General features: G+C 57.7%; 18 protein-coding genes and 1 pseudogene. 4 read left to right on the forward strand and 15 right to left on the reverse strand.

Going from position 1 to position 17,329, the window contains the following annotated elements:
• Nucleotide 1: 1 nt before the first annotated feature.
• Entirely contained in the window at nucleotides 2-925 is a 924-nt protein-coding gene (locus tag ACTJK7_RS13785) for a magnesium transporter CorA family protein (RefSeq protein WP_440779742.1), read from the forward strand.
• On the opposite strand, the pseudogene ACTJK7_RS13790 reads toward ACTJK7_RS13785, so the two are convergent.
• From ACTJK7_RS13790 to eco, 3 genes and pseudogenes are all read right to left on the reverse strand, one after another.
• A pseudogene (locus ACTJK7_RS13790) lies at nucleotides 906-1,067 on the reverse strand (DUF2834 domain-containing protein); the annotation flags it as partial. The gene ACTJK7_RS13785 and the pseudogene ACTJK7_RS13790 sit on opposite strands and share 20 nt — an antisense overlap.
• Before the next feature lie 22 nt (nucleotides 1,068-1,089).
• Entirely contained in the window at nucleotides 1,090-1,395 is a 306-nt protein-coding gene (locus ACTJK7_RS13795) for an NIPSNAP family protein (protein ID WP_440779741.1), read from the reverse strand.
• A 20-nt stretch (nucleotides 1,396-1,415) separates the two neighbouring features.
• Nucleotides 1,416-1,901 carry a serine protease inhibitor ecotin gene (eco, locus tag ACTJK7_RS13800; RefSeq protein WP_440779740.1) on the reverse strand — a complete coding sequence of 162 codons (486 nt, stop codon included), beginning with the start codon at nucleotides 1,899-1,901 and terminating at the stop codon, nucleotides 1,416-1,418.
• 370 nt (nucleotides 1,902-2,271) lie between these two features.
• Between eco and ACTJK7_RS13805 the strand changes: the two genes are divergently transcribed.
• A complete protein-coding gene (locus ACTJK7_RS13805; RefSeq protein WP_064381742.1) occupies nucleotides 2,272-2,541 on the forward strand; it encodes a DUF1652 domain-containing protein in 270 nt (89 codons plus the stop codon).
• Here the strand turns inward: ACTJK7_RS13805 and ACTJK7_RS13810 are convergent.
• Both ACTJK7_RS13810 and ACTJK7_RS13815 read right to left on the reverse strand, forming a co-directional pair.
• A complete protein-coding gene (locus ACTJK7_RS13810) occupies nucleotides 2,538-2,936 on the reverse strand; it encodes a hypothetical protein (protein ID WP_236178529.1) in 399 nt (132 codons plus the stop codon). The genes ACTJK7_RS13805 and ACTJK7_RS13810 overlap by 4 nt on opposite strands.
• Before the next feature lie 90 nt (nucleotides 2,937-3,026).
• Nucleotides 3,027-3,287, reverse strand: coding sequence for a DUF2790 domain-containing protein (locus ACTJK7_RS13815; RefSeq protein ID WP_011334038.1), 261 nt, complete (start codon nucleotides 3,285-3,287; stop codon nucleotides 3,027-3,029).
• Between the two features lie 494 nt (nucleotides 3,288-3,781).
• Between ACTJK7_RS13815 and ACTJK7_RS13820 the strand changes: the two genes are divergently transcribed.
• Nucleotides 3,782-4,078, forward strand: coding sequence for a hypothetical protein (locus tag ACTJK7_RS13820; protein ID WP_108561849.1), 297 nt, complete (start codon nucleotides 3,782-3,784; stop codon nucleotides 4,076-4,078).
• Between the two features lie 150 nt (nucleotides 4,079-4,228).
• Here the strand turns inward: ACTJK7_RS13820 and ACTJK7_RS13825 are convergent, their stop codons facing one another.
• The 5 genes from ACTJK7_RS13825 to ACTJK7_RS13845 form a co-directional block, all read right to left on the reverse strand.
• Nucleotides 4,229-4,783 carry a hypothetical protein gene (locus tag ACTJK7_RS13825; RefSeq protein ID WP_223290680.1) on the reverse strand — a complete coding sequence of 185 codons (555 nt, stop codon included), beginning with the start codon at nucleotides 4,781-4,783 and terminating at the stop codon, nucleotides 4,229-4,231.
• Nucleotides 4,770-5,348, reverse strand: a complete 579-nt coding sequence (locus ACTJK7_RS13830; RefSeq protein ID WP_419791677.1) for a DUF2931 family protein — start codon at nucleotides 5,346-5,348, stop codon at nucleotides 4,770-4,772. Before ACTJK7_RS13830 ends, ACTJK7_RS13825 begins: the two co-directional genes overlap by 14 nt.
• 113 nt (nucleotides 5,349-5,461) lie before the next feature.
• Nucleotides 5,462-6,340 (reverse strand): hypothetical protein, encoded by an 879-nt coding sequence (locus tag ACTJK7_RS13835; protein ID WP_064381738.1) that lies wholly within the window; start codon nucleotides 6,338-6,340, stop codon nucleotides 5,462-5,464.
• Nucleotides 6,337-7,335 (reverse strand): DUF2515 family protein, encoded by a 999-nt coding sequence (locus tag ACTJK7_RS13840; RefSeq protein WP_064381737.1) that lies wholly within the window; start codon nucleotides 7,333-7,335, stop codon nucleotides 6,337-6,339. Before ACTJK7_RS13840 ends, ACTJK7_RS13835 begins: the two co-directional genes overlap by 4 nt.
• Complete coding sequence (locus ACTJK7_RS13845) at nucleotides 7,332-9,542, reverse strand: type VI secretion system Vgr family protein (protein WP_440779739.1); 2,211 nt, start codon at nucleotides 9,540-9,542, stop codon at nucleotides 7,332-7,334. Before ACTJK7_RS13845 ends, ACTJK7_RS13840 begins: the two co-directional genes overlap by 4 nt.
• Nucleotides 9,543-9,903: 361 nt before the next feature.
• Between ACTJK7_RS13845 and ACTJK7_RS13850 the strand changes: the two genes are divergently transcribed.
• Nucleotides 9,904-11,205, forward strand: coding sequence for an OprD family porin (locus ACTJK7_RS13850; protein ID WP_440779738.1), 1,302 nt, complete (start codon nucleotides 9,904-9,906; stop codon nucleotides 11,203-11,205).
• A gap of 160 nt (nucleotides 11,206-11,365) precedes the next feature.
• Here the strand turns inward: ACTJK7_RS13850 and ACTJK7_RS13855 are convergent, their stop codons facing one another.
• From ACTJK7_RS13855 to ACTJK7_RS13875, 5 genes are all read right to left on the reverse strand, one after another.
• Nucleotides 11,366-11,986, reverse strand: a complete 621-nt coding sequence (locus tag ACTJK7_RS13855; RefSeq protein ID WP_440779737.1) for a transglycosylase SLT domain-containing protein — start codon at nucleotides 11,984-11,986, stop codon at nucleotides 11,366-11,368.
• 44 nt (nucleotides 11,987-12,030) lie between these two features.
• A complete protein-coding gene (locus ACTJK7_RS13860; protein ID WP_440779735.1) occupies nucleotides 12,031-12,969 on the reverse strand; it encodes a carbohydrate kinase family protein in 939 nt (312 codons plus the stop codon).
• 13 nt (nucleotides 12,970-12,982) lie between these two features.
• Nucleotides 12,983-14,479 carry a xylulokinase gene (gene xylB / locus ACTJK7_RS13865; protein ID WP_108561855.1) on the reverse strand — a complete coding sequence of 499 codons (1,497 nt, stop codon included), beginning with the start codon at nucleotides 14,477-14,479 and terminating at the stop codon, nucleotides 12,983-12,985.
• Between the two features lie 150 nt (nucleotides 14,480-14,629).
• Nucleotides 14,630-16,105 (reverse strand): mannitol dehydrogenase family protein, encoded by a 1,476-nt coding sequence (locus ACTJK7_RS13870; RefSeq protein WP_108561857.1) that lies wholly within the window; start codon nucleotides 16,103-16,105, stop codon nucleotides 14,630-14,632.
• Nucleotides 16,106-16,121: 16 nt separating this feature from the next.
• A complete protein-coding gene (locus ACTJK7_RS13875) occupies nucleotides 16,122-17,225 on the reverse strand; it encodes an ABC transporter ATP-binding protein (RefSeq protein WP_085654077.1) in 1,104 nt (367 codons plus the stop codon).
• Nucleotides 17,226-17,329 lie beyond the last annotated feature (104 nt).

Raw genomic sequence — 17,329 nt, forward strand, 5'->3', positions numbered from 1 at the left:
GATGATCAACAGCTTTGCACTCAATCACGGCGCCTTGCAGCGGGTCGAGCGGCTGGACGCCGAGGTGATGCTGTTCAGCGACCCCGACGCTGCCGAGCGCGACTTGCTCCACAGTCACTTCAAACTCGATGAACACGCGCTGGCTTCGGCGCTCGACCCGGACGAGGTGTCACGGATCGAGTTTCACCCCGATCACTTGTTTCTGATCTGGAAACGCCCGGAAAACTATTCCGGCGGTGGCAGCCTGGCCTTTGAGGTTTCGTCCTGCGGCTTGCTGTTCTCGCCGGGCCAGTTGCTGGTGATCGCGACCGACGACACGCCGCTGCACGGCGTCGGCACACGCCAGCCATTGAACACGCCGCTGGATGTGTTGCTGGACCTGCTGTTCAACAACATCCATCACTACCTCGGGCATCTGAAGGTGATCAAACTGGTCGCCCGGGAGTTGCAGCAGAAATTCAACGCCTCGATGCAAAACCAGCATCTGGTGCAGATGTTCAACCTCAGCGAAAGCCTGATCTATTACATCAACGCCTTGCACAGCAACGGCGCGGTGCTCACGCGGCTGCGCAATCACGCGGAAAAACAGCATTTCGGCAGCGAAGCCATCGGCCTGATCGACGACCTGATCATTGAAAACAACCAGTGCTACAAGCAGGCGGAAATCTATTCGACGGTGTTCTCCGGGCTGATCGACGCCCGGGGCAACCTGATGAACAACAGCATGAACAACCTGCTGCGCAAACTGACGCTGATCAACGTGGTGTTCCTGCCGCTCAACCTGATTGCGAGCATCGGCGCCATGTCGGAGTTCAGCATGATGACCGCCGGCACGCCGTGGTGGGTGTCGTATCCGTTGTTTCTGGCGGCGATGCTGCTAGGGGCGGGCGGGATGCTGTTCGGGCTCAGGCGTCTGGCGAAATGACCGGCGCCGAACGCTTGCGATCCTGCAAGCCCCGGACCACCAGGTACAACAACGGCCCGACTGATACAAACACCGCCGTCAGCAACAGATACGGCACCACTGACCAGGCCGACTGTCCGCGCTTGCGCGCGTCCTTGTACATCCTGCCAACGGCGTTGAAGCGTTCAGGGCAGCAGTGGGCGAAGAAAACTGCGCTCGTAGCTGATGATGAACTTCTTTTCGACCAGATCGGCCACCAGTGCCTTGCTTTCCGGGTCGGTCAGTGCGATGTGGCGATAGCTTTCGTAATCCGCCAGCGACGGGAAACTGAACAGGCAATACGCGATATTGCTCGCGCCTTCCGAGGGCAGGAAGTAACCGTGATGCGTTCCTCCCAGCCGTTCGACGATAGCGAGCCAGGACTTGGCGTAGGCTTCGAATGCGTCCAACTGATAGGGATCAATCACGTATCTGACGTGGCAGGTAATCAAGGCTGCGGCTCCTTTGCAGATTATTCGGGTATTGCCACGCCAACCTTTTCGGAAGCCGACCAGATACGGAAACGCACTTCAACGTCCTGCGGTGCGTAAACCACGATCGGCAGCTTGCTGTTGTAGCGCACGGTAAAGCCATCACCGATCACCAGTACGAACGCGCGTTTTTTTTGGGTGCCGGGCGGGCAGGCCATCAGCGTGCTCATCGGGCCGCTGACTTTTTCCAGGCGGTAGAACGGATAACCCCAGCCTTCGAGGTTTTTCTCTTCGAGGGTGCCGCCCAGGCGTTGGCGGTTGCAGTCGACTTCGAGGGTCTTGCCAGCGAGGATTTCGACTTTGAAGTTTTCTTCCTGGGCCTGCTGCGGCAGGTGGATGACTTGGCGAGTGAAGCCCGCTTCGGCCTTCGGATAAGGCGCGGTGTCTTCAAGTTTGGCGGCGTGGGTGAGGGTGGACAGGCTGGCGAGCATCAGGCCGGCGGTTGCGTAAACAGTGAAATTTCCCATTGAAGCCTCCTGGCGGGTGTGCGTTGGTTGACGGGCATTCTCACTGCCAAGGGCGATGAATGCAAACCGCCAGCCGCATGCAAATTGCAGTGCCTGCACGATCGAATCTTGCATTTTGCAACTGGCCAGTGGCCTGCCTTTTTCCCAAGCCTTTGATTTTCAAGGAGGTGAATGCAACCTGATGAAAGGCACGTTTTATGCTTTGATTTGGTGCAGCGCACCGAGTCTGGGCGCCTACACTCCAATGGGCATTTCGCAGTACAGCCGCTTGTCACACCCAGGGATTCAGCGGGGATACACCCGTGGGAACCGTGGCAACGGTCGACGTGAATACTTGATTGGCAGTCTCACAGTAAGGAGAGGTTTCGCCATGTTTCTGTCTGCCTTGGAACTCCGCAACATCATTGAAAGCAGCTTTCTACCGAAACGCTGCCAGTGCACGCTGTCTCCGGATCTTTCGATGACCGTCAAGGTGTATGGCGATCACCAGACCGATCAGGTTGAACTGCAGGTGAGTGGCATCGATGCCAGTCATTTGAATAGCTGTCGCGAAATCAACGGCCTGATCGCCGGGTTGCGCTCGGATCTTGCGCAACAATCGACAAGCCATCATGCAATGCCGCGATCCCGAGTCGTCTAACCGACTGTTTCACCCAGTTCGACCGTCACGCGCCGGGCCTGCAAGAAGCCAAGGCCCAGCGCGAACTCGACCAGCACCGCGAGCAGAATCCCGGGGCCGGCGTGGCCGTTGAGCCATTCAGCAAACCCCAGCACCGCCAGGCCAAAACAGCCGACGATAAAGCCGTTGCTCAGCGCATTGCGCGCGATCGACACGGGCGCGTTGCGCACCAGATAAAACATCACCCCCAAAGCCGCAAACAGCACTGCACTGCGCCGTGCGACGAATCCGGCTGCCTCTGAATACTCGATGCTCCAGATCGCCAACAACACCTGTGGCGCCAGGCCCCACGCCAAGGAAAGCAGAAAACACAGGGAGAAGGTGATGGTCGAGAGCGTGCGAAACGACAACTGCATGGCGAATCCTTGCGGCAGTGAGGAGGGCCCCGAGCATACTCTTCGAGACCTGTGCTCGCCTACCGCAAAGCCGCAAATCAGAGCTTTCTGTCAGTTCTGGAAGCTGCAGGCGTCAGATAATTTCCGGTAACTGATTTCTTCCGGTTTACCGGTGTTGTCAAGGTACTTCATGTCGGCGGTGATGACCTTGCACTCCTGCGTCTGCGGCTCCGTCAGGGAAACCACTTTGGCGACATGCAGCGGCATGCCGTATTCGTAGGGAACGGCCTTGGAAGTGTCATTGGCCTGGGCCAGCCCGGCAAACGCGGTGCAGGCGAGGGCGGTGGTGAGCAGGAACGGACGAATGTTCATGATGGACTCCGGTGCGACGGAAATGGAGTTCGGCGGATCGCCAGCCAAACCTGCCGCACTCGGCGTCAGCCTGAGGCTGAGGATGTGCGGTTCAGTAAAGTTTTTGACCACGGCGTTAAGCGATGGTTAACCGGGCTGAACGCCGGCTGTCTGGGCGGGGATTGTTTCGCGGGGGAGTCTCGGCGGATTCCTACAAGGGTGGATGCCTTATCTGCTTTCGGGGGCTGGAGTGGGGCGGTTATGGTTTGGCGTCGCTGCAAAATCAGCGACTTAGGTTTGGTCACCTAACGTAATCACCTGTGCATGTGTGCCATTATTCGCCCCGACGGACATTCGTGTCCGCGGAGTGCATTGCTGTGGCGGCTGTGTGCAGGGTCGCCTTCGGGCGAGCCGAGTCAGGTGGTTCTCGGTTGACCAAGCCTGTACACAGTCCGCCTCCCCATCGTTTGGTCACGGTGCTGGCGGTTACTTTCAAGCTGCCTTGAGTAATTCCAATGCCAATCCTGAAATTAAGCTCCGCCCGCTACCTCCCGCTCAACAGCGGCGTCACTGACAGCGCACCGCTGGTCATCGACACCCAAGCCAACCCAAAAGACCTCTTCGAAGCCGCCGTGCAACGCATCCGTGCCGCAGCCGACCTGCTCGAAACCCTGCACTGCCTGTGCTTCAAACACGCCGATGTCCAGGACATTCCCCACATCACCCATGCGCTGTACCTGCTGACGCAGGATGGCAGTGATTTGCTGCAGGTTGCGCAGCAGAAAATGTTGAATTGGAAGGCGCCGGTTTGATTTTTAGAGCGACGGCCTAGCATTCACGGGCAGAAAACTTGAATTATCTGCCCGTGCTTTCGCCGGTTCAAAGTAGCTAACAGAGCAATTTAGACTCTCACGGGGAGTGACCCTACGATCGAATAGAACGCGAAGCCCAACGCAGAGTCATTATTTGAGATCGATGACTTTGAAACCTTTTTTATCGGGTACCGTATTCACTCCCTTGGGTTCTTCCGGCTGGCCTTTTGGGGTGATGTAGTCGTAAACGACAAATTTTTCGGGGATTTCATAGCCATCGTTGGGAATGACCAGGCGCATCTCCCGAGCACTCAGGTACAAAGAAACCGGCAGGGCCTTTTCGGCAAAATCGATGCGTTCCAGCGTTCCGCTGTCTGGATTCTTGCGTAAAACGGCGCCCTTCAAATAGGGAGAGCCATAGTTCATGGCGTAGATCAAAACGGAGCCCGTGCATTTTGCCAATGCAATTTCACCGACGAAGTCCGAGTCGGACATGTCAGTGAAGGCAGTTTCTGTCTGGTTGTTGAGTTTTACGAAGAGTCGCTGCCCGTCCTCATTTGAAGCGGACAGCAGTGAGGCAGTGGTTCCATCTGAAAGCGGGCAGTCCAGTAGCGTTTTCTTCGTTTCGGCGAAAGCGGGGAGGCACGCAAGTGCAAGGATGAGAGGGGGCCATGGTTTTCTTATTTTCTGATTACCAAGAGCCATATGGCACGCCAAATTTTTCAACATAGGCTTTCGACACTGCGGAAAGTGGACGATGTTTTCCTCCGGACTCTCCTTCGTAAGGACCACGCGGATCAATTTCAGCGTGAACGCGAGTGATTTCAACAGGTGTCAGGCATGGGCCGAGGGCCCAGAGTTTGGCAACACCACCTGGAGCAAGTCCGACGACCAAAGCTTCTCGATAACCTGTAATCCATTTTCCATCGGCAGCGCAGTAGGCGTTCTCCTCTTTTCGCATGATTTCTCTAGCCGACTCTGGGATGTCTATGCCCATTTGATAGGTTTGAGGTTCAACCAAAGACTGCCACCGAACGTAGATTTTTTTGGGGAGATCTGCGCCGGTGACATATTTTCCCTTGCCCCAACCGGGCTTTTCCGGCCAGCCCTTTGGTTTTCTTAAATTGCCAGGTGAATTTTGGATAGCCGCATTGCCGCTCATCGCGCGTCTATAAACCTGGCCTTTGATATCTACAACGTCGGTCGTCTCGATCCAGACCTCCATATAGTTGGGTGCAGAGAAACCCAGTCGCCAAGCCTCATAGGGCATAGAAGCACCATGAGTAGTCGAGCACGCCACAAGAAAGGAAACAAAGATGTGCAGGCGCAGGCACTTCAAAGAAAATTCACCACGGTTTTCGTTGGTCAGTGCATACGCCTATTTCACTGAATTGCTTTTATAACAGGATCTTTATAGTTCTCATCGATTTCTATTCCCGCAGCACGAGCATTGTTTTCAGCAGCAATACGCGCATCATGGTCTCGCTTCAGTTGAGCAGGCAACAGCTCTTTCCATCTTGCCTTTTCTTCATCTTTGGTAAAACCTGAAGACCAGAAGTCGCGCTCGCTCAGGAACTCCATCGATAGTAAATATGTGCCCGTCTTGTCCGGGGTGTCTTTGGAATCACGGCGCCAGGCTTTAAAAGTCAGATAGACACCATCATTGTAAAAATACCAATTGTAAAATGATTCAATTTTCAGCCAGCGATCAATGTCAAGCTCGTAATCCGGGTCCAGCCAGGGATGGCTGGAAACCAAGTGCCCCAATACGTCGTCTGGTGAGGGAATTTTTCCTATCTCAGACCCGGAAATCCTAGGGTCCCCTGGATAGAAATAGTGTTTCCAGCCAGCTGATTTTATTTTTTTTAGCAAGTCATAAATGAAGTCTTTTTGTTTTTCATGCGGGCTGTTGTCAGGGAGGCCTCTCACTGTGATGTCAACGTTTTCAATGGTGTCGCCGATTTTTTTGTCTATCACCATGGTGAAGCTTGTAGCTTTTTCAATTGTAAGTGAGGTGCTTGAATTTTTTACTGTTACGGTAGGCAGGTCTTTTTCATTTGCTGATCTTTTAAACTTGTACCAGCAGAGATCTAACTCACTCAGGCATTCTTGGGAGATTTCTAATGGCGTACTTTGTACAATATTTTCTATTTTGTCGTGTAGCTCTATTTCGATGTGGCTTTGTGTATTTGTCATGTTGGAATCACCATTGTTGCAAGCAGCAAGTAGCAGGCCTGAAAAAAACACCCATAAAAATTTCATTTGGCATTTGACCAGGTGGCAATCGTTTTGATTTGGCCTTCCATGTAGCTTTCTCGTTCTCCCATGAGCTTGTGGTATTGCTTGGCGATGGACCCAATAAACTCCATTCGATCTGTTTCGTCGTAGAGATCGCCTTCCGACATCTGGACTCTGAGCTCTGGATTCTCAACATCGCAAGCAGTACTTAGCGCAGCGACTCGTACCGGTACAAATGGTGCCCACTCGAAACCAGCTTGCATTTTTAATGTTGCTCTAAATGGAGTGCTTTCATAAATCAACGGTTGCAGGATACGACGTTGTTCATGGTCGGCGATGGCCAGCAAGGAGGTCAGCTGGGCATTTCTTCTTGCGGGTCCCTGAGAAAGCTCCTCGGTTGCTTTTATTGCTTTAAAACCTTTAACAACGTCACTGGTTACAGCCAGGTTGTTTAGTATTGGCAGCGCGTCATCTGCCCAGGGCAAGCTGTCGATGTTGGTTTTTATCTGGCCTTCACAGCTCCGCGCGTTGCGCTCTGGAGCACACTCATCAAACTGATCTTTATATTTTGCGTAAAACCAATGCCAAACAAAAATATCTTGAAATAACCAGAAATTTCCCTTCCCTAGGGAGTTTTTACCAATTCGTAAGGGAGGCTGTACGATCGGCGGGGTGAGTGCGAGATAAGGATCATTGGGAATAAAGTCCAGCCCACACTTAACTTGCTTGCTTGCAAAAGCGGCCAAACCCATCCAGTAGAATCGGCCTTTTAGTTCTGGTTTTCCATCTTCGCCAGATTCGAGGTAGAAGCCGGCATAAGCAGCCGCAATTCTAGCGGCCCGTGCACTGAAGTCAGAGATCAGCTCGTACTTTCCTGAGCTTGAGGATCGTTGTTTGCTCAGGCGTCGTATCGCTTCTTCTTGCCCCATGGCCCACAATTTTTCGCAACCAAGGACAACTTCATGTACAGAACATTTTTTGTCGTTGGTGGTGAATGTAGTAATCGGTGGCGTGCTCATTTGTTCCGGCTCGCTTCATAATCATCGGCACCAGACGGAACGGACAGCTCGTCCCATACAAGGTGAGCCTGCACAGGCTCCTTGGAATCTGTTTGCACTCTTGGGTGAAGCCCGTCAGCATCGCTCTTTGATATTTGCGGTGCTGTTTCTGAAGGGATAATCAGTGCTGTCTTGACGGACTTGACGGGTTTACCAAGTTTCGTCACGAATTTTAGTTGTTCGTCAAAACGCTCTTCTATCACTTTCGCTTTAAGCACGCTTCCAGCTCTGGCCTGATCTGCAATGAGTGGTATCAGCGGCGGCAGAATTGCGATCCCGGTGCCGGCGCCGGGCGCGCCGCCGGTATTGGCCTTCACCTCGGCACCACTGATTGTCACACCACCGGCATCAACCTTAACGAAACTGCCGCCAGCCTTGGCCGTGAGCTCCATCCCGCCTTCGATCACCACTTTCTCGCCGGCGTGGTAATGAATCTCCGTCCCCGCCTCGACAAACTGACCGGTGCCGACCTTCACATGCTGGGTCACGCCGACAGTCAGGTGGTCGTTGGCGCGCATTTCGCTCTTGCGATCCAGGTGGGTGATGCGGTGTTCCTCGACCTTGAATTCACTTAAAACATTGGCTTCAACGGTGTCATGCCGTTCATTGCCAACCCGAATCTTCTGGTCGTGCTCAATGTTCTCGTCCCAGTCGCGCTGGGCGTGGATGTAGATCTGTTCCGCGCCTTTCTTGTCTTCGATGCGAAATTCGTTGTAGCCCTTGCCGCCCGGTGAACTCAGGGTCTTGAAGGTGCTGCGGGTCTTGTTCGCCGGCAGGTCGTAGGGGACGACGTTTTCCTTGTGGTACAGGCAGCCGGTCACCAATGGCTGGTCGGGGTCGCCTTCGAGGAAGGTCACCAGCACTTCCATGCCGATCCGTGGGATGGCGATGCCGCCGTAGGCTGCGCCGGCCCAGCCGCTGGCGACGCGCAGCCAGCAGGTGGTCTTGTCATCGGCCTGGCCGTCGCGGTCCCAGTGGAATTGCACTTTCACGCGGCCGTACTGGTCGCAGTGGATTTCTTCGCCGGCGGGGCCGGTGACGATCGCGGTCTGGCTGCCGAGGACTTTCGGTTTCGGGTGTTCGAGGGCAGGGCGGTAGTGGGCGTCCCACGGGGTGGCCACGAACGAGTTGCGGTAGCCCTGGTGGAAATCGCTCTTGTTGTCGGTGACGTCGCTGGTGACGTTTTCGCCCAGCACTTGCGGCTGTTTGCCTTCGTGGAAGACTTCCAGCAGCAGCCACAAATCGTTCCATTCGGCGCGCGGATGTTCGGCCAGGGTCATGAAGTGGCCGCTGGTCAGGGTTGGTTCGTCACCTTTGCCTTCGGCGAGTTTGTAGTCGCTGCGATGGCGTTCCAGCGCGCGGGTCGAGAGGAACTTGCCGCGCTCGCGTGTGGTGAAGCGGCCTGGGTAGTCGTAGTCTTCCAGATCCGGCATGAACGCGGATTTGACTGCGCTTTCGGGCAAGATCTTCGGTTTCTCGAAATCGTAGTCGCGGCGGCTGACGCGGCTGGTACGGGTTTCCAGACGCAGGTTGAAGCGCTTGATCACCGGTTTGTCGGCGGTCATGCCGGAGTCTTGCTGGTAGTTGACCGGTTTCAGTTTGCGGAACACGGTCTGGTCGTCGCCGAACACCAGCTTGTGGCCGCTGCTGCTGTGCTGGAAGTGGAAGTGAATGCCTTCCTCTTCACACAGGCGCTGGATGAAGTGCAGGTCGGATTCGTCGTACTGCACGCAGTAGTCGCGTTCCGGGTACTCGGCGCCGAGCTGGAAGCTGTAGGCGTTGGCCAGGATTCCGCGATCTTCCAGAACGCGGGCGATGATCTTCGGCACCGTCAGTTGCTGGAAGATCTGTTGGTCATGGTTGTGCCGCAGGTAGGCCAGTTGCGGCACCAGGCTCAGGCTGTAACGGGTCAGGGTCTTGCCGGAATCGCCTTGCTCGATGCGATACACCAGACCGTGAATCTTGCCCTCGCCGGTGGCGCCAAATGTCAGGCAGCCAGGCTTGTGCAGAAGTTCTTCAAGTTTGAGGTCGGGACGGGCGCTGACCAGTTCGATGTCGAAACGGAACGGCTCGTTGAGGGCTTCGCGACCGGTGAAACTGAGGACTTGCAGGTCGGCGGAAGCGCCTTCGAGCGTGAGGGTAATGTGGGTAGCGTTGGCGTCCAGCATGCCTTGATTTCCGTCCTTTGGATTAGCGTGGGCGGATGGTGCAGGATTAAACGGCCTCGTTCAAGGCGCAAATGCCGTAGAGGCAGTGCTCCGATCCCATAGGGAAAACCCTTAGGCCCACGGTTGGGCCCAGTAAAACAGGCACTTGCGGATGGACCGATCTGCCGCGAAGGCCGTATCCGGCATCCGGGAACAACCAGTCAGTTTCAGACTAAAGTCGTCTGTGGCACGTCAAAGCCATCTGCCATCATTGCCGTTCACCCCCGCGTGTTCACTGCCTCCCGGTTCTTATCGATCCGGGACGGGAGCTATTTCTGGTTGTTTGCGCCTCTGCGCAATCGTTGTTTTGTTGGAGTTTTCAATGCGTCCCCCATTTTCCCTCATCACCCCGCGCCAGTCGCTTGGCTTCGGAGCCTTCGTGCTGTGCGCCGGTTTTACCGCGCAGGTCCAGGCCAGCGGTTTTTTCGAAGACACCACGGCGAAGATCGAGTCGCGCACGGTGTACTTCAACCGCGATTTCCGTGACGGGCACACCTCCAGTGATCAGGGCGCGTCCAAGCGCGAAGAGTCGGCGCAGGGCTTTATTCTCAATCTGCAATCGGGCTACACCGAAGGCACCGTGGGTTTCGGGATCGATGCGCTGGGCATGGCGGGTTTCCAGCTCGATTCCAGCCCGGATCGCAGCAACAGCGGCCTGCTGCCGTCCAGCGGCGACAACCCGCGCGGTTCGAAAGGTCAGTACGCAAAAATGGGCCTGACCGCCAAGGTCAAAGTCTCGGACACGGTGCTGAAATACGGCGCGCTGCTGCCGGATCTGCCGCTGCTGAAATACAACGACGGCCGTCTGCTGCCGACCATGTTCAACGGTGCGATGCTGACCTCCAAAGAGGTGAAGGACCTGACCTTCATGGCCGCACGGCTGGACAAGTACACCGCCCGGGATTCGACCGATTCGCAAGACATCCGCGTGCACTGCAAGAACAAGCGCTATGCCTGCAACACCACCGCCGATCATTTCGACATGTACGGCTTCGACTACAAGATCAACGATCGCCTGACTGCGCAGTACCACTACGCCGAGCTGGAAGACATCTATCGCCAGCACTTCGTGGGGCTGCTGGCCAATCAGCCACTGGGTGACGGTGTGCTGAAAGCCGATCTGCGCTTGCTGAAGAGCGCCGACAGCGGTGATGCGAAAGCCGGTTCCATCGACAACCGCGCCTTGAGCGGCATGCTGTCCTACGGCATCAGCGGTCATACCTTTAGTGCCGGCTGGCAGCGCATGAACGGCGACAATTCGATGCCGTATCTGGATGGCAGCAATCCGTATCTGGTGAACTACGTGCAGGTCAACGACTTCGCGGCCGCACAGGAACGTTCCTGGCAGCTGCGTTATGACTATGACTTCAAGGCGATCGGCATCAATGGCCTGAGCTTCCTGACCCGTTACGTAAACGGCGATCACATCAAGGTGCCGGGCAGCGATCAGGAAGGCAAAGAGTGGGAGCGTGACAGCGAGTTGAAGTACGTGATTCAGACCGGCACGTTCAAGGATGTCAGCCTGCGGTTGCGTAATGCGACGTACCGCACCAACTACGAGAAGTTCGCTCGGGATGTGGATGAGACACGGTTGATTGTGAGTTACAACTTTTCGGTGTTGTAACCCATAGGTTGGCGGTGTCTGAGCTGACGCCTTCGCGGGCAAGCCCGCTCCCACAGGTTTCCCCGGGTGCTGACTAAATTGTGGTCACTCTAAATCCCTGTGGGAGCTGCGGTGCGACGATTCGACTTGCCCGCGAAGGCGTCCTAAAGAGCACCGAGAGTCAGAGCCAATGCCAGAACCGGCTCCAGAACCCGCGATTCAGATCATCCTTGCATGCCGCGTATTGCTGACCGTACATGTCCGAGCGGTTCTGCACCTTGCGCGCCACCGGCATCAGCCACGCCTTGCTGGCGTAGGTCTTCTGGCGAAAGCCGCCCCAGCCCTCGTGGTAGTTGAGGTACTGGTTGTAGGCGTCGTACTTGTACACGCCGTTGATCGAGGTGGTCTTGTCCATGTACCAGCCGACGAAGTCGATGGCGTCGTCGAAGTCTTCGCGATCGGCGCTGTAGCGACCAGTGCTTTTCTGGTAGTCGGACCAGACTTCATCCTTGGCCTGTGCATAGCCGGAGGCCGTCGAAACCCGGCCCCACGGGATCACCCACAACAGGTATTTGCGCGGCGTCTTGGCGTCGTAACGGTAGCCGGACTCCTGATACATGATCGCGAACGGCACCTGGATCGGTACGCCCCAGCGCCTTTGCGTAACTTGCGCAGCGTCGTACCAATCACTTTTTTCCCGGAAAATCTCGCAGAGGTTTTCCGGCGAACGCGGTGGCGATGTTCCGCATCCGGTCAGCAGTGCCGCCAATACCAACAGTCCAACCTTGCGCCCCGAATTCAAAAGCCGTCATCCCGTCGTGCAAAAAAGGGCGCCAGTCTACGCGGTCAGGTCAACTGGTGGCGATAAGGCAAATCCGGACCTGTTTTACTGCATGTAAGGGCGGCGGCCTGTACGGCAAACCTGAGCATGCCGTCGATCTGTTCGCGGCTCAGGTGCTGCACGCCTTCCACCGAATCCAGCTCATGCTCGGTCAGCCAAGTGATCAAAGCGGCCTGGAAGGTATCGCCGGCGCCGACGGTGTCGGCAATCTTCACCGAGCTTGCCGGCACCGACCATGAACCGTGGGCACGGCTGAACACGGTCGCGCCTTCACCGCCACGGGTCAGGAACACCACCTGGCAGCGATGCTGCAACCAGCCTTCGATGACGCGCGCCGGATCCTGCTCGGGATACAGCAGGCTCAGATCTTCGTCGCTGACTTTGATCAAGTCCGCCAACGGCACCAGCGTAGCGATTCGTTCGCGCCACAGATCGATGTTCGGCTCCGGGTTGAGGCGCACGTTCGGGTCGAGGCTGATCAGGCGTTTGCCGCTTTCGCGCTGCACCAGCGCAAGTAAGGTGTCGGCAATCGGTTGCACCACCAGCGAGAACGAACCGAAGTGCAGGCCGCGCACTTGCGGGCCCAGCGTCGGCAGGTGCGCCTGATTCAACTGCCGGTCGGCGCAGCCTTCACCGCGGAAGCTGTAGTGCGGCGAGCCGTTGGCGCCCACCGCGACCATCGCCAGGGTGGTCGGCGCGGCGAAATCCACCAGGTAATCCGGACGGACGCCTTCATCCTGCAGGACTTGATGCAAGCGTCGGCCGAGGTAGTCGGTGGACAACCCGGCGAACAGCGCCGAATCCACGCCCAACCGACGCAAGCCCACGGCCACGTTGAACGGCGAGCCACCGGCAATCGCCTTGAAATTGACTTTCGAGGCCTGCCCGCCGGCATCGTCTTCGCTGAAGAAATCGAACAGCGCTTCGCCACACACCAGGTACATAGTTGTTTGCTCTTTATAAGGTTGCGACATGCAGTCGATAGCGTTCATAGGCCTGCTGGAAGGCCGCAACATTCGCGGCAACCGGCAGGGTTTCACTGTTCAGGTCGAGCTTCACGCAGCGCTGGCACAGGTCCGCCAGGGTGTCTTCGTGGCCGTTCGACCACGACTTGCACCACGCCGCCTGAATCGCCGCGCCGAGGGCTGCGGCTTCGCTTTGCTCGGTGCAAATCACCGGGGTGTTCATGATGTCGGCGACGATCTGCCGCCACACCGCGCTTTTCGAACCGCCGCCGATCAGGCAAATGCTGCGGCTTTGTAAACCATTCTGGCGCAACAGATCCAGTCCATAACGCAGGCCGAAGGTGGTGCCTTCGACGGCGGCGCGGCACAGATTGGCCTGGGTCAGGTTATCGATGGTCAGGCCGTGCAGGCTGCCGGTGGCGTGGGGCAGGGGCGGCACGCGTTCGCCGTTGAGGAACGGCAGCATGCTTACGCCCTCGGCGCCGATCGGGGCCTGGGTCACCAAGGCATTGAACGCGTCGAGATCGAGGTTGAACAGTTCGCGGATCGCGCCGGTGGCGTTGGTCAGGTTCATGGTGCAGATCAACGGCAGCCAGCCGCCGCTCGAGGAACAGAAGGTCGCGACCGAGGCGTCCGGGCTGACCTTCGGTGCCTCAGCGTAGGCGTACACCGTGCCGGAAGAACCGAGGCTCATGGTGATCGCCCCCGGCTGAATATTGCCGGTGCCGATGGCGCCCATCATGTTGTCGCCGCCACCGCTGGAGACCTGTGCGTTGGGGTTGATGCCCAGTTGCTCGGCAACCGCCGGCAGGATCGTGCCCACCGCTTGATGGGCGTCGATCAGCTCGGGCAGCGCGGATTGCAGACGGCCGCTGGCGTCGATGTCGCGCAGCAGCTGCAAATCCCATTGGCGGGTGCGCACATTGAAATAGCCGGTGCCGGATGCATCGCCGTATTCGCTGCACGCACGACCGGTGAGCCAGAAATTCAGGTAGTCGTGGGGCAGCAGAACTCGCGCGATGCGGGAGAACACATTCGGATGCTGCTCCTTGGTCCACAACAGTTTGGACACGGTGTAGCCCGGCGCGATGACCACGCCGAGGCGTTCCAGCGAGCCTTGCTCACCGCCCAGATGAGCGAGCAGTTGATCGTTCTCTGGTGTGGTCTCCGTGTCGCACCAGAGCTTGGCCGGGCGCAGGACCTGGCCTTGGTCGTCAAGCAGTACCAGGCCGTGTTGCTGGCCGGAGACGCCGATGCCGAGGATCGACTGGCCGTCGACATTTGCCGCCAATAAAGCGCGGCGGGTGGCGAGGGTGAAGGCTTCCAGCCATTGCGCGGTGTCTTGTTCGCGACGGCCGTTGGCGCCGCTGATCATCGTGTGCGCGGCGGCGCCCTGGCCCAACACCTGACCGCTGGTGGCGTCGAGGATGATGGCTTTGGTGCCTTGGGTGCCGCAGTCGATGCCGAGGAACAGTTGTTGGTTGTTCATGAGTAAACCTGTTGATTCGCGGTAAAGATCGTTCCCACGCTCTGCGTGGGAATGCCTCAATGGACGCTCTGCGTCCGCTGTTGAAGGGGACGCGGAGCGTCCCGGGCTGCATTCCCACGCAGACGGTTCGACGCCTCGACGTGGGAACGATCAGATGGCGAGAATCTTTTCCAGGGTTTGTGTGACGCCTTCTTCTCGCAAGCTGTTCAGACACCACTCAAACGCCGCAACAAACTCTGGCGAACGGGGTATCACCGTACCGAAGATTTCTTCAACCCCCAACAACCGCTCAGTGATCAAAGCATCCTCCGCGACCAACCCCTGACAGAACGCCGCCCGAGGATCCGGAATCGAGTAAGTGTCGCCATTCTCGTCCACGCCCTTCAAGTAAAGCGCCCAGGCCGCTACAACCAACGCCGCGCGCTTGGTCTCCTGCCCATTGGCAATCAACCGATTGATCGTCGGAATAGTGAACTTGGGAAACTTCGACGACCCATCCGAGCAAACACGCTCAAGCTGATCGGCAATCGCCTGATTGGAAAACCGCGCCACCAGCGTGTCCTTGTACTCGGTCAGGTCGATGCCCGGCACCGGCGCCAGTTGCGGGGTCACGTCCAGGTCCATGTAGGCACGCATGTAGCGCACGAACAACGGGTCGTTCATGGTTTCGTGAACGAAGCGGTAACCCTTCAAAAAGCCCAGATAAGTCAGCGCCAGATGGCTGCCGTTGAGCAGTTTGATCTTCATCTCTTCGTAGGGTGAAACGTCGTCGGTGAATTGCACGCCGACCTTTTCCCACGCCGGGCGGCCGTTGACGAACTTGTCCTCCAGCACCCATTGCACGAAGGGTTCGCAGACCACCGGCCAGGCGTCGTCGACGGCGTGTTTGTCCGCCAGTTGCAGGCGATGCGCGGTGCTGGTCATCGGCGTGATGCGGTCGACCATGGCGTTGGGGAAACTGACGTTGGTGTCGATCCAGTCGTGGAGGTCCGGATCCAGCAAAGCAGTAAAGGCCAACAGTGCCTTGCGGGTGACGGCGCCATTGTGTGGCAGGTTATCGCAAGACATCACCGTGAACGCCGGAATGCCCGCCGCACGGCGTCGGGACAGTGCCGCACAGAGGAAACCGAACACGGTTTTCGGCTGTTGCGGGTTCGTCAGATCGTGCTGAATCTGCGGCAGGTGCGCCATGAATTCGCCGTTGCTGTCGTCGATGCAATAACCGCCCTCGGTGATGGTCAGCGAGACGATACGGATCTGCGGATCGGCGAGTTTGTCGATCAGCACCTGGGCGCTGTCTTCGGCCAGCAGCATGTCGCGGATCGCGCCGATGACCCGGACTTCGGTGTCATCGCTGTCGCCCAGTTCGAACAGGGTGAACAGGTAGTCCTGCTCCTTGAGGTCGTCCCGGGCGCGGCGGTCTTCGGCGCGCAGGCCGACGCCGCAAATCGCCCAGTCCAGTGCTTCGCCAGTGTTCATCAGCGCATCGGTGTAATACGCCTGATGCGCGCGATGGAAGCCGCCGACGCCAATGTGGGCGATGCCCTGGCGGGTGTCGCTGAGGCTGTAGGCCGGCAGTTTCACTTCGGCGGCCAGGCGGTTGAGGTTTTGCTTGTTCAGTTTCATCGGGTCAGTCTCGAAATCAGGCGGCCGCGCGCAGCGGGCGGGTCAGCGCCACGCCGTCGGCATCGAACAGATGGCAGTGGGCAGCGTCCAGGTGCAGGTTCAGTTGTTCGCCGTAACGGCTCGCCAGATCACCGCGCACGCGCATGGTCAGGGCTTCGCCGGCGTTGGTCTTGACGTGGCAGAAGGTGTCGCTGCCCAGCCGTTCGCTGACGTCGGCGGTGACTTGCAGCGTGCAGTCGCCCGCTTGCGCCAGTTCCAGATGTTCCGGGCGAATGCCCAGGGTCACGGCGCTGCCGACGCTCAGATTCGCCGCGTTGAACGGCAGGGTAATGCGGGTGCCGGCGTCCAGCGAGACTTCGCAACTCGCGCCGTCGATGCGCGCGATCTGGCCTTTGAGAAAGCCCATTTTCGGCGTGCCGAGGAAACCGGCGACGAACAGGTTGGCGGGGTTGTGATACAGCTCCAGCGGCGAGCCGACCTGTTCGATCTTGCCGCCATTGAGCACCACCACCTTGTCGGCCATGGTCATGGCTTCGACCTGATCGTGGGTCACGTAGATCATTGTGGCTTTCAAGTCTTTGTGCAGGCGCAGCAGTTCCAGGCGCATCTGCACCCGTAGGGCGGCGTCGAGGTTGGACAGCGGCTCGTCGAACAGGAAGATTTTCGGGTTGCGCACGATTGCCCGGCCGATGGCCACGCGCTGACGCTGGCCACCGGACAACTGTTTTGGCTTGCGTTCCAGCATCGGCCCGAGTTCGAGAATCCGCGCCGCTTCGCCGACTTTCTTCTCGACTTCGGCTTTCGGTACGCCGGCCAGGTCGAGGGCGAACGACATGTTTTTCTTCACGGTCATGTGCGGGTACAGCGCGTAGGTCTGGAACACCATCGCCAGATCGCGCTTGGCCGGGCTGACTTCGGTGATGTCGCGCCCGTCCAGTTCGATGGTGCCGCCGCTGACCTCTTCAAGGCCGGCGATCAGTCGCAACAGGGTGGATTTGCCGCAGCCCGACGGGCCGACGAACACCACGAATTCCTTGTCGTTCACCTCAAGGTCGATGCCCTTGATGATGGAAAAACCTTCGAAGCCTTTTTGCAGATTCTTGATTTTCAGGTTGGCCATGATGATGGGCCTCCACTTTTCGTCATACGTTTGAACCTGTGGGAGCGAGCTTGCTCGCGATGGCGGCATGACATTCAACATCGATGCTGACTGAACCATCGCAA

The sequence above is a fragment of the Pseudomonas sp. 22085 genome, from assembly GCF_052045815.1.
Taxonomy (GTDB): Bacteria; Pseudomonadota; Gammaproteobacteria; order Pseudomonadales; family Pseudomonadaceae; genus Aquipseudomonas; species Aquipseudomonas glycinae.

What these genes read in the sequence shown, in the direction of transcription:
- ACTJK7_RS13785 (WP_440779742.1), top strand. Translation starts at nt 2, where the DNA reads ATGATCAACAGCTTTGCACTCAATCACGGCGCCTTGCAGCGGGTCGAG.
- eco (WP_440779740.1), bottom strand. Translation starts at nt 1,901, where the DNA reads ATGGGAAATTTCACTGTTTACGCAACCGCCGGCCTGATGCTCGCCAGC.
- ACTJK7_RS13805 (WP_064381742.1), top strand. Translation starts at nt 2,272, where the DNA reads ATGTTTCTGTCTGCCTTGGAACTCCGCAACATCATTGAAAGCAGCTTT.
- ACTJK7_RS13810 (WP_236178529.1), bottom strand. Translation starts at nt 2,936, where the DNA reads ATGCAGTTGTCGTTTCGCACGCTCTCGACCATCACCTTCTCCCTGTGT.
- ACTJK7_RS13815 (WP_011334038.1), bottom strand. Translation starts at nt 3,287, where the DNA reads ATGAACATTCGTCCGTTCCTGCTCACCACCGCCCTCGCCTGCACCGCG.
- ACTJK7_RS13820 (WP_108561849.1), top strand. Translation starts at nt 3,782, where the DNA reads ATGCCAATCCTGAAATTAAGCTCCGCCCGCTACCTCCCGCTCAACAGC.
- ACTJK7_RS13825 (WP_223290680.1), bottom strand. Translation starts at nt 4,783, where the DNA reads ATGGCTCTTGGTAATCAGAAAATAAGAAAACCATGGCCCCCTCTCATC.
- ACTJK7_RS13830 (WP_419791677.1), bottom strand. Translation starts at nt 5,348, where the DNA reads ATGCCCTATGAGGCTTGGCGACTGGGTTTCTCTGCACCCAACTATATG.
- ACTJK7_RS13835 (WP_064381738.1), bottom strand. Translation starts at nt 6,340, where the DNA reads ATGAAATTTTTATGGGTGTTTTTTTCAGGCCTGCTACTTGCTGCTTGC.
- ACTJK7_RS13840 (WP_064381737.1), bottom strand. Translation starts at nt 7,335, where the DNA reads ATGAGCACGCCACCGATTACTACATTCACCACCAACGACAAAAAATGT.
- ACTJK7_RS13845 (WP_440779739.1), bottom strand. Translation starts at nt 9,542, where the DNA reads ATGCTGGACGCCAACGCTACCCACATTACCCTCACGCTCGAAGGCGCT.
- ACTJK7_RS13850 (WP_440779738.1), top strand. Translation starts at nt 9,904, where the DNA reads ATGCGTCCCCCATTTTCCCTCATCACCCCGCGCCAGTCGCTTGGCTTC.
- ACTJK7_RS13860 (WP_440779735.1), bottom strand. Translation starts at nt 12,969, where the DNA reads ATGTACCTGGTGTGTGGCGAAGCGCTGTTCGATTTCTTCAGCGAAGAC.
- xylB (WP_108561855.1), bottom strand. Translation starts at nt 14,479, where the DNA reads ATGAACAACCAACAACTGTTCCTCGGCATCGACTGCGGCACCCAAGGC.
- ACTJK7_RS13870 (WP_108561857.1), bottom strand. Translation starts at nt 16,105, where the DNA reads ATGAAACTGAACAAGCAAAACCTCAACCGCCTGGCCGCCGAAGTGAAA.
- ACTJK7_RS13875 (WP_085654077.1), bottom strand. Translation starts at nt 17,225, where the DNA reads ATGGCCAACCTGAAAATCAAGAATCTGCAAAAAGGCTTCGAAGGTTTT.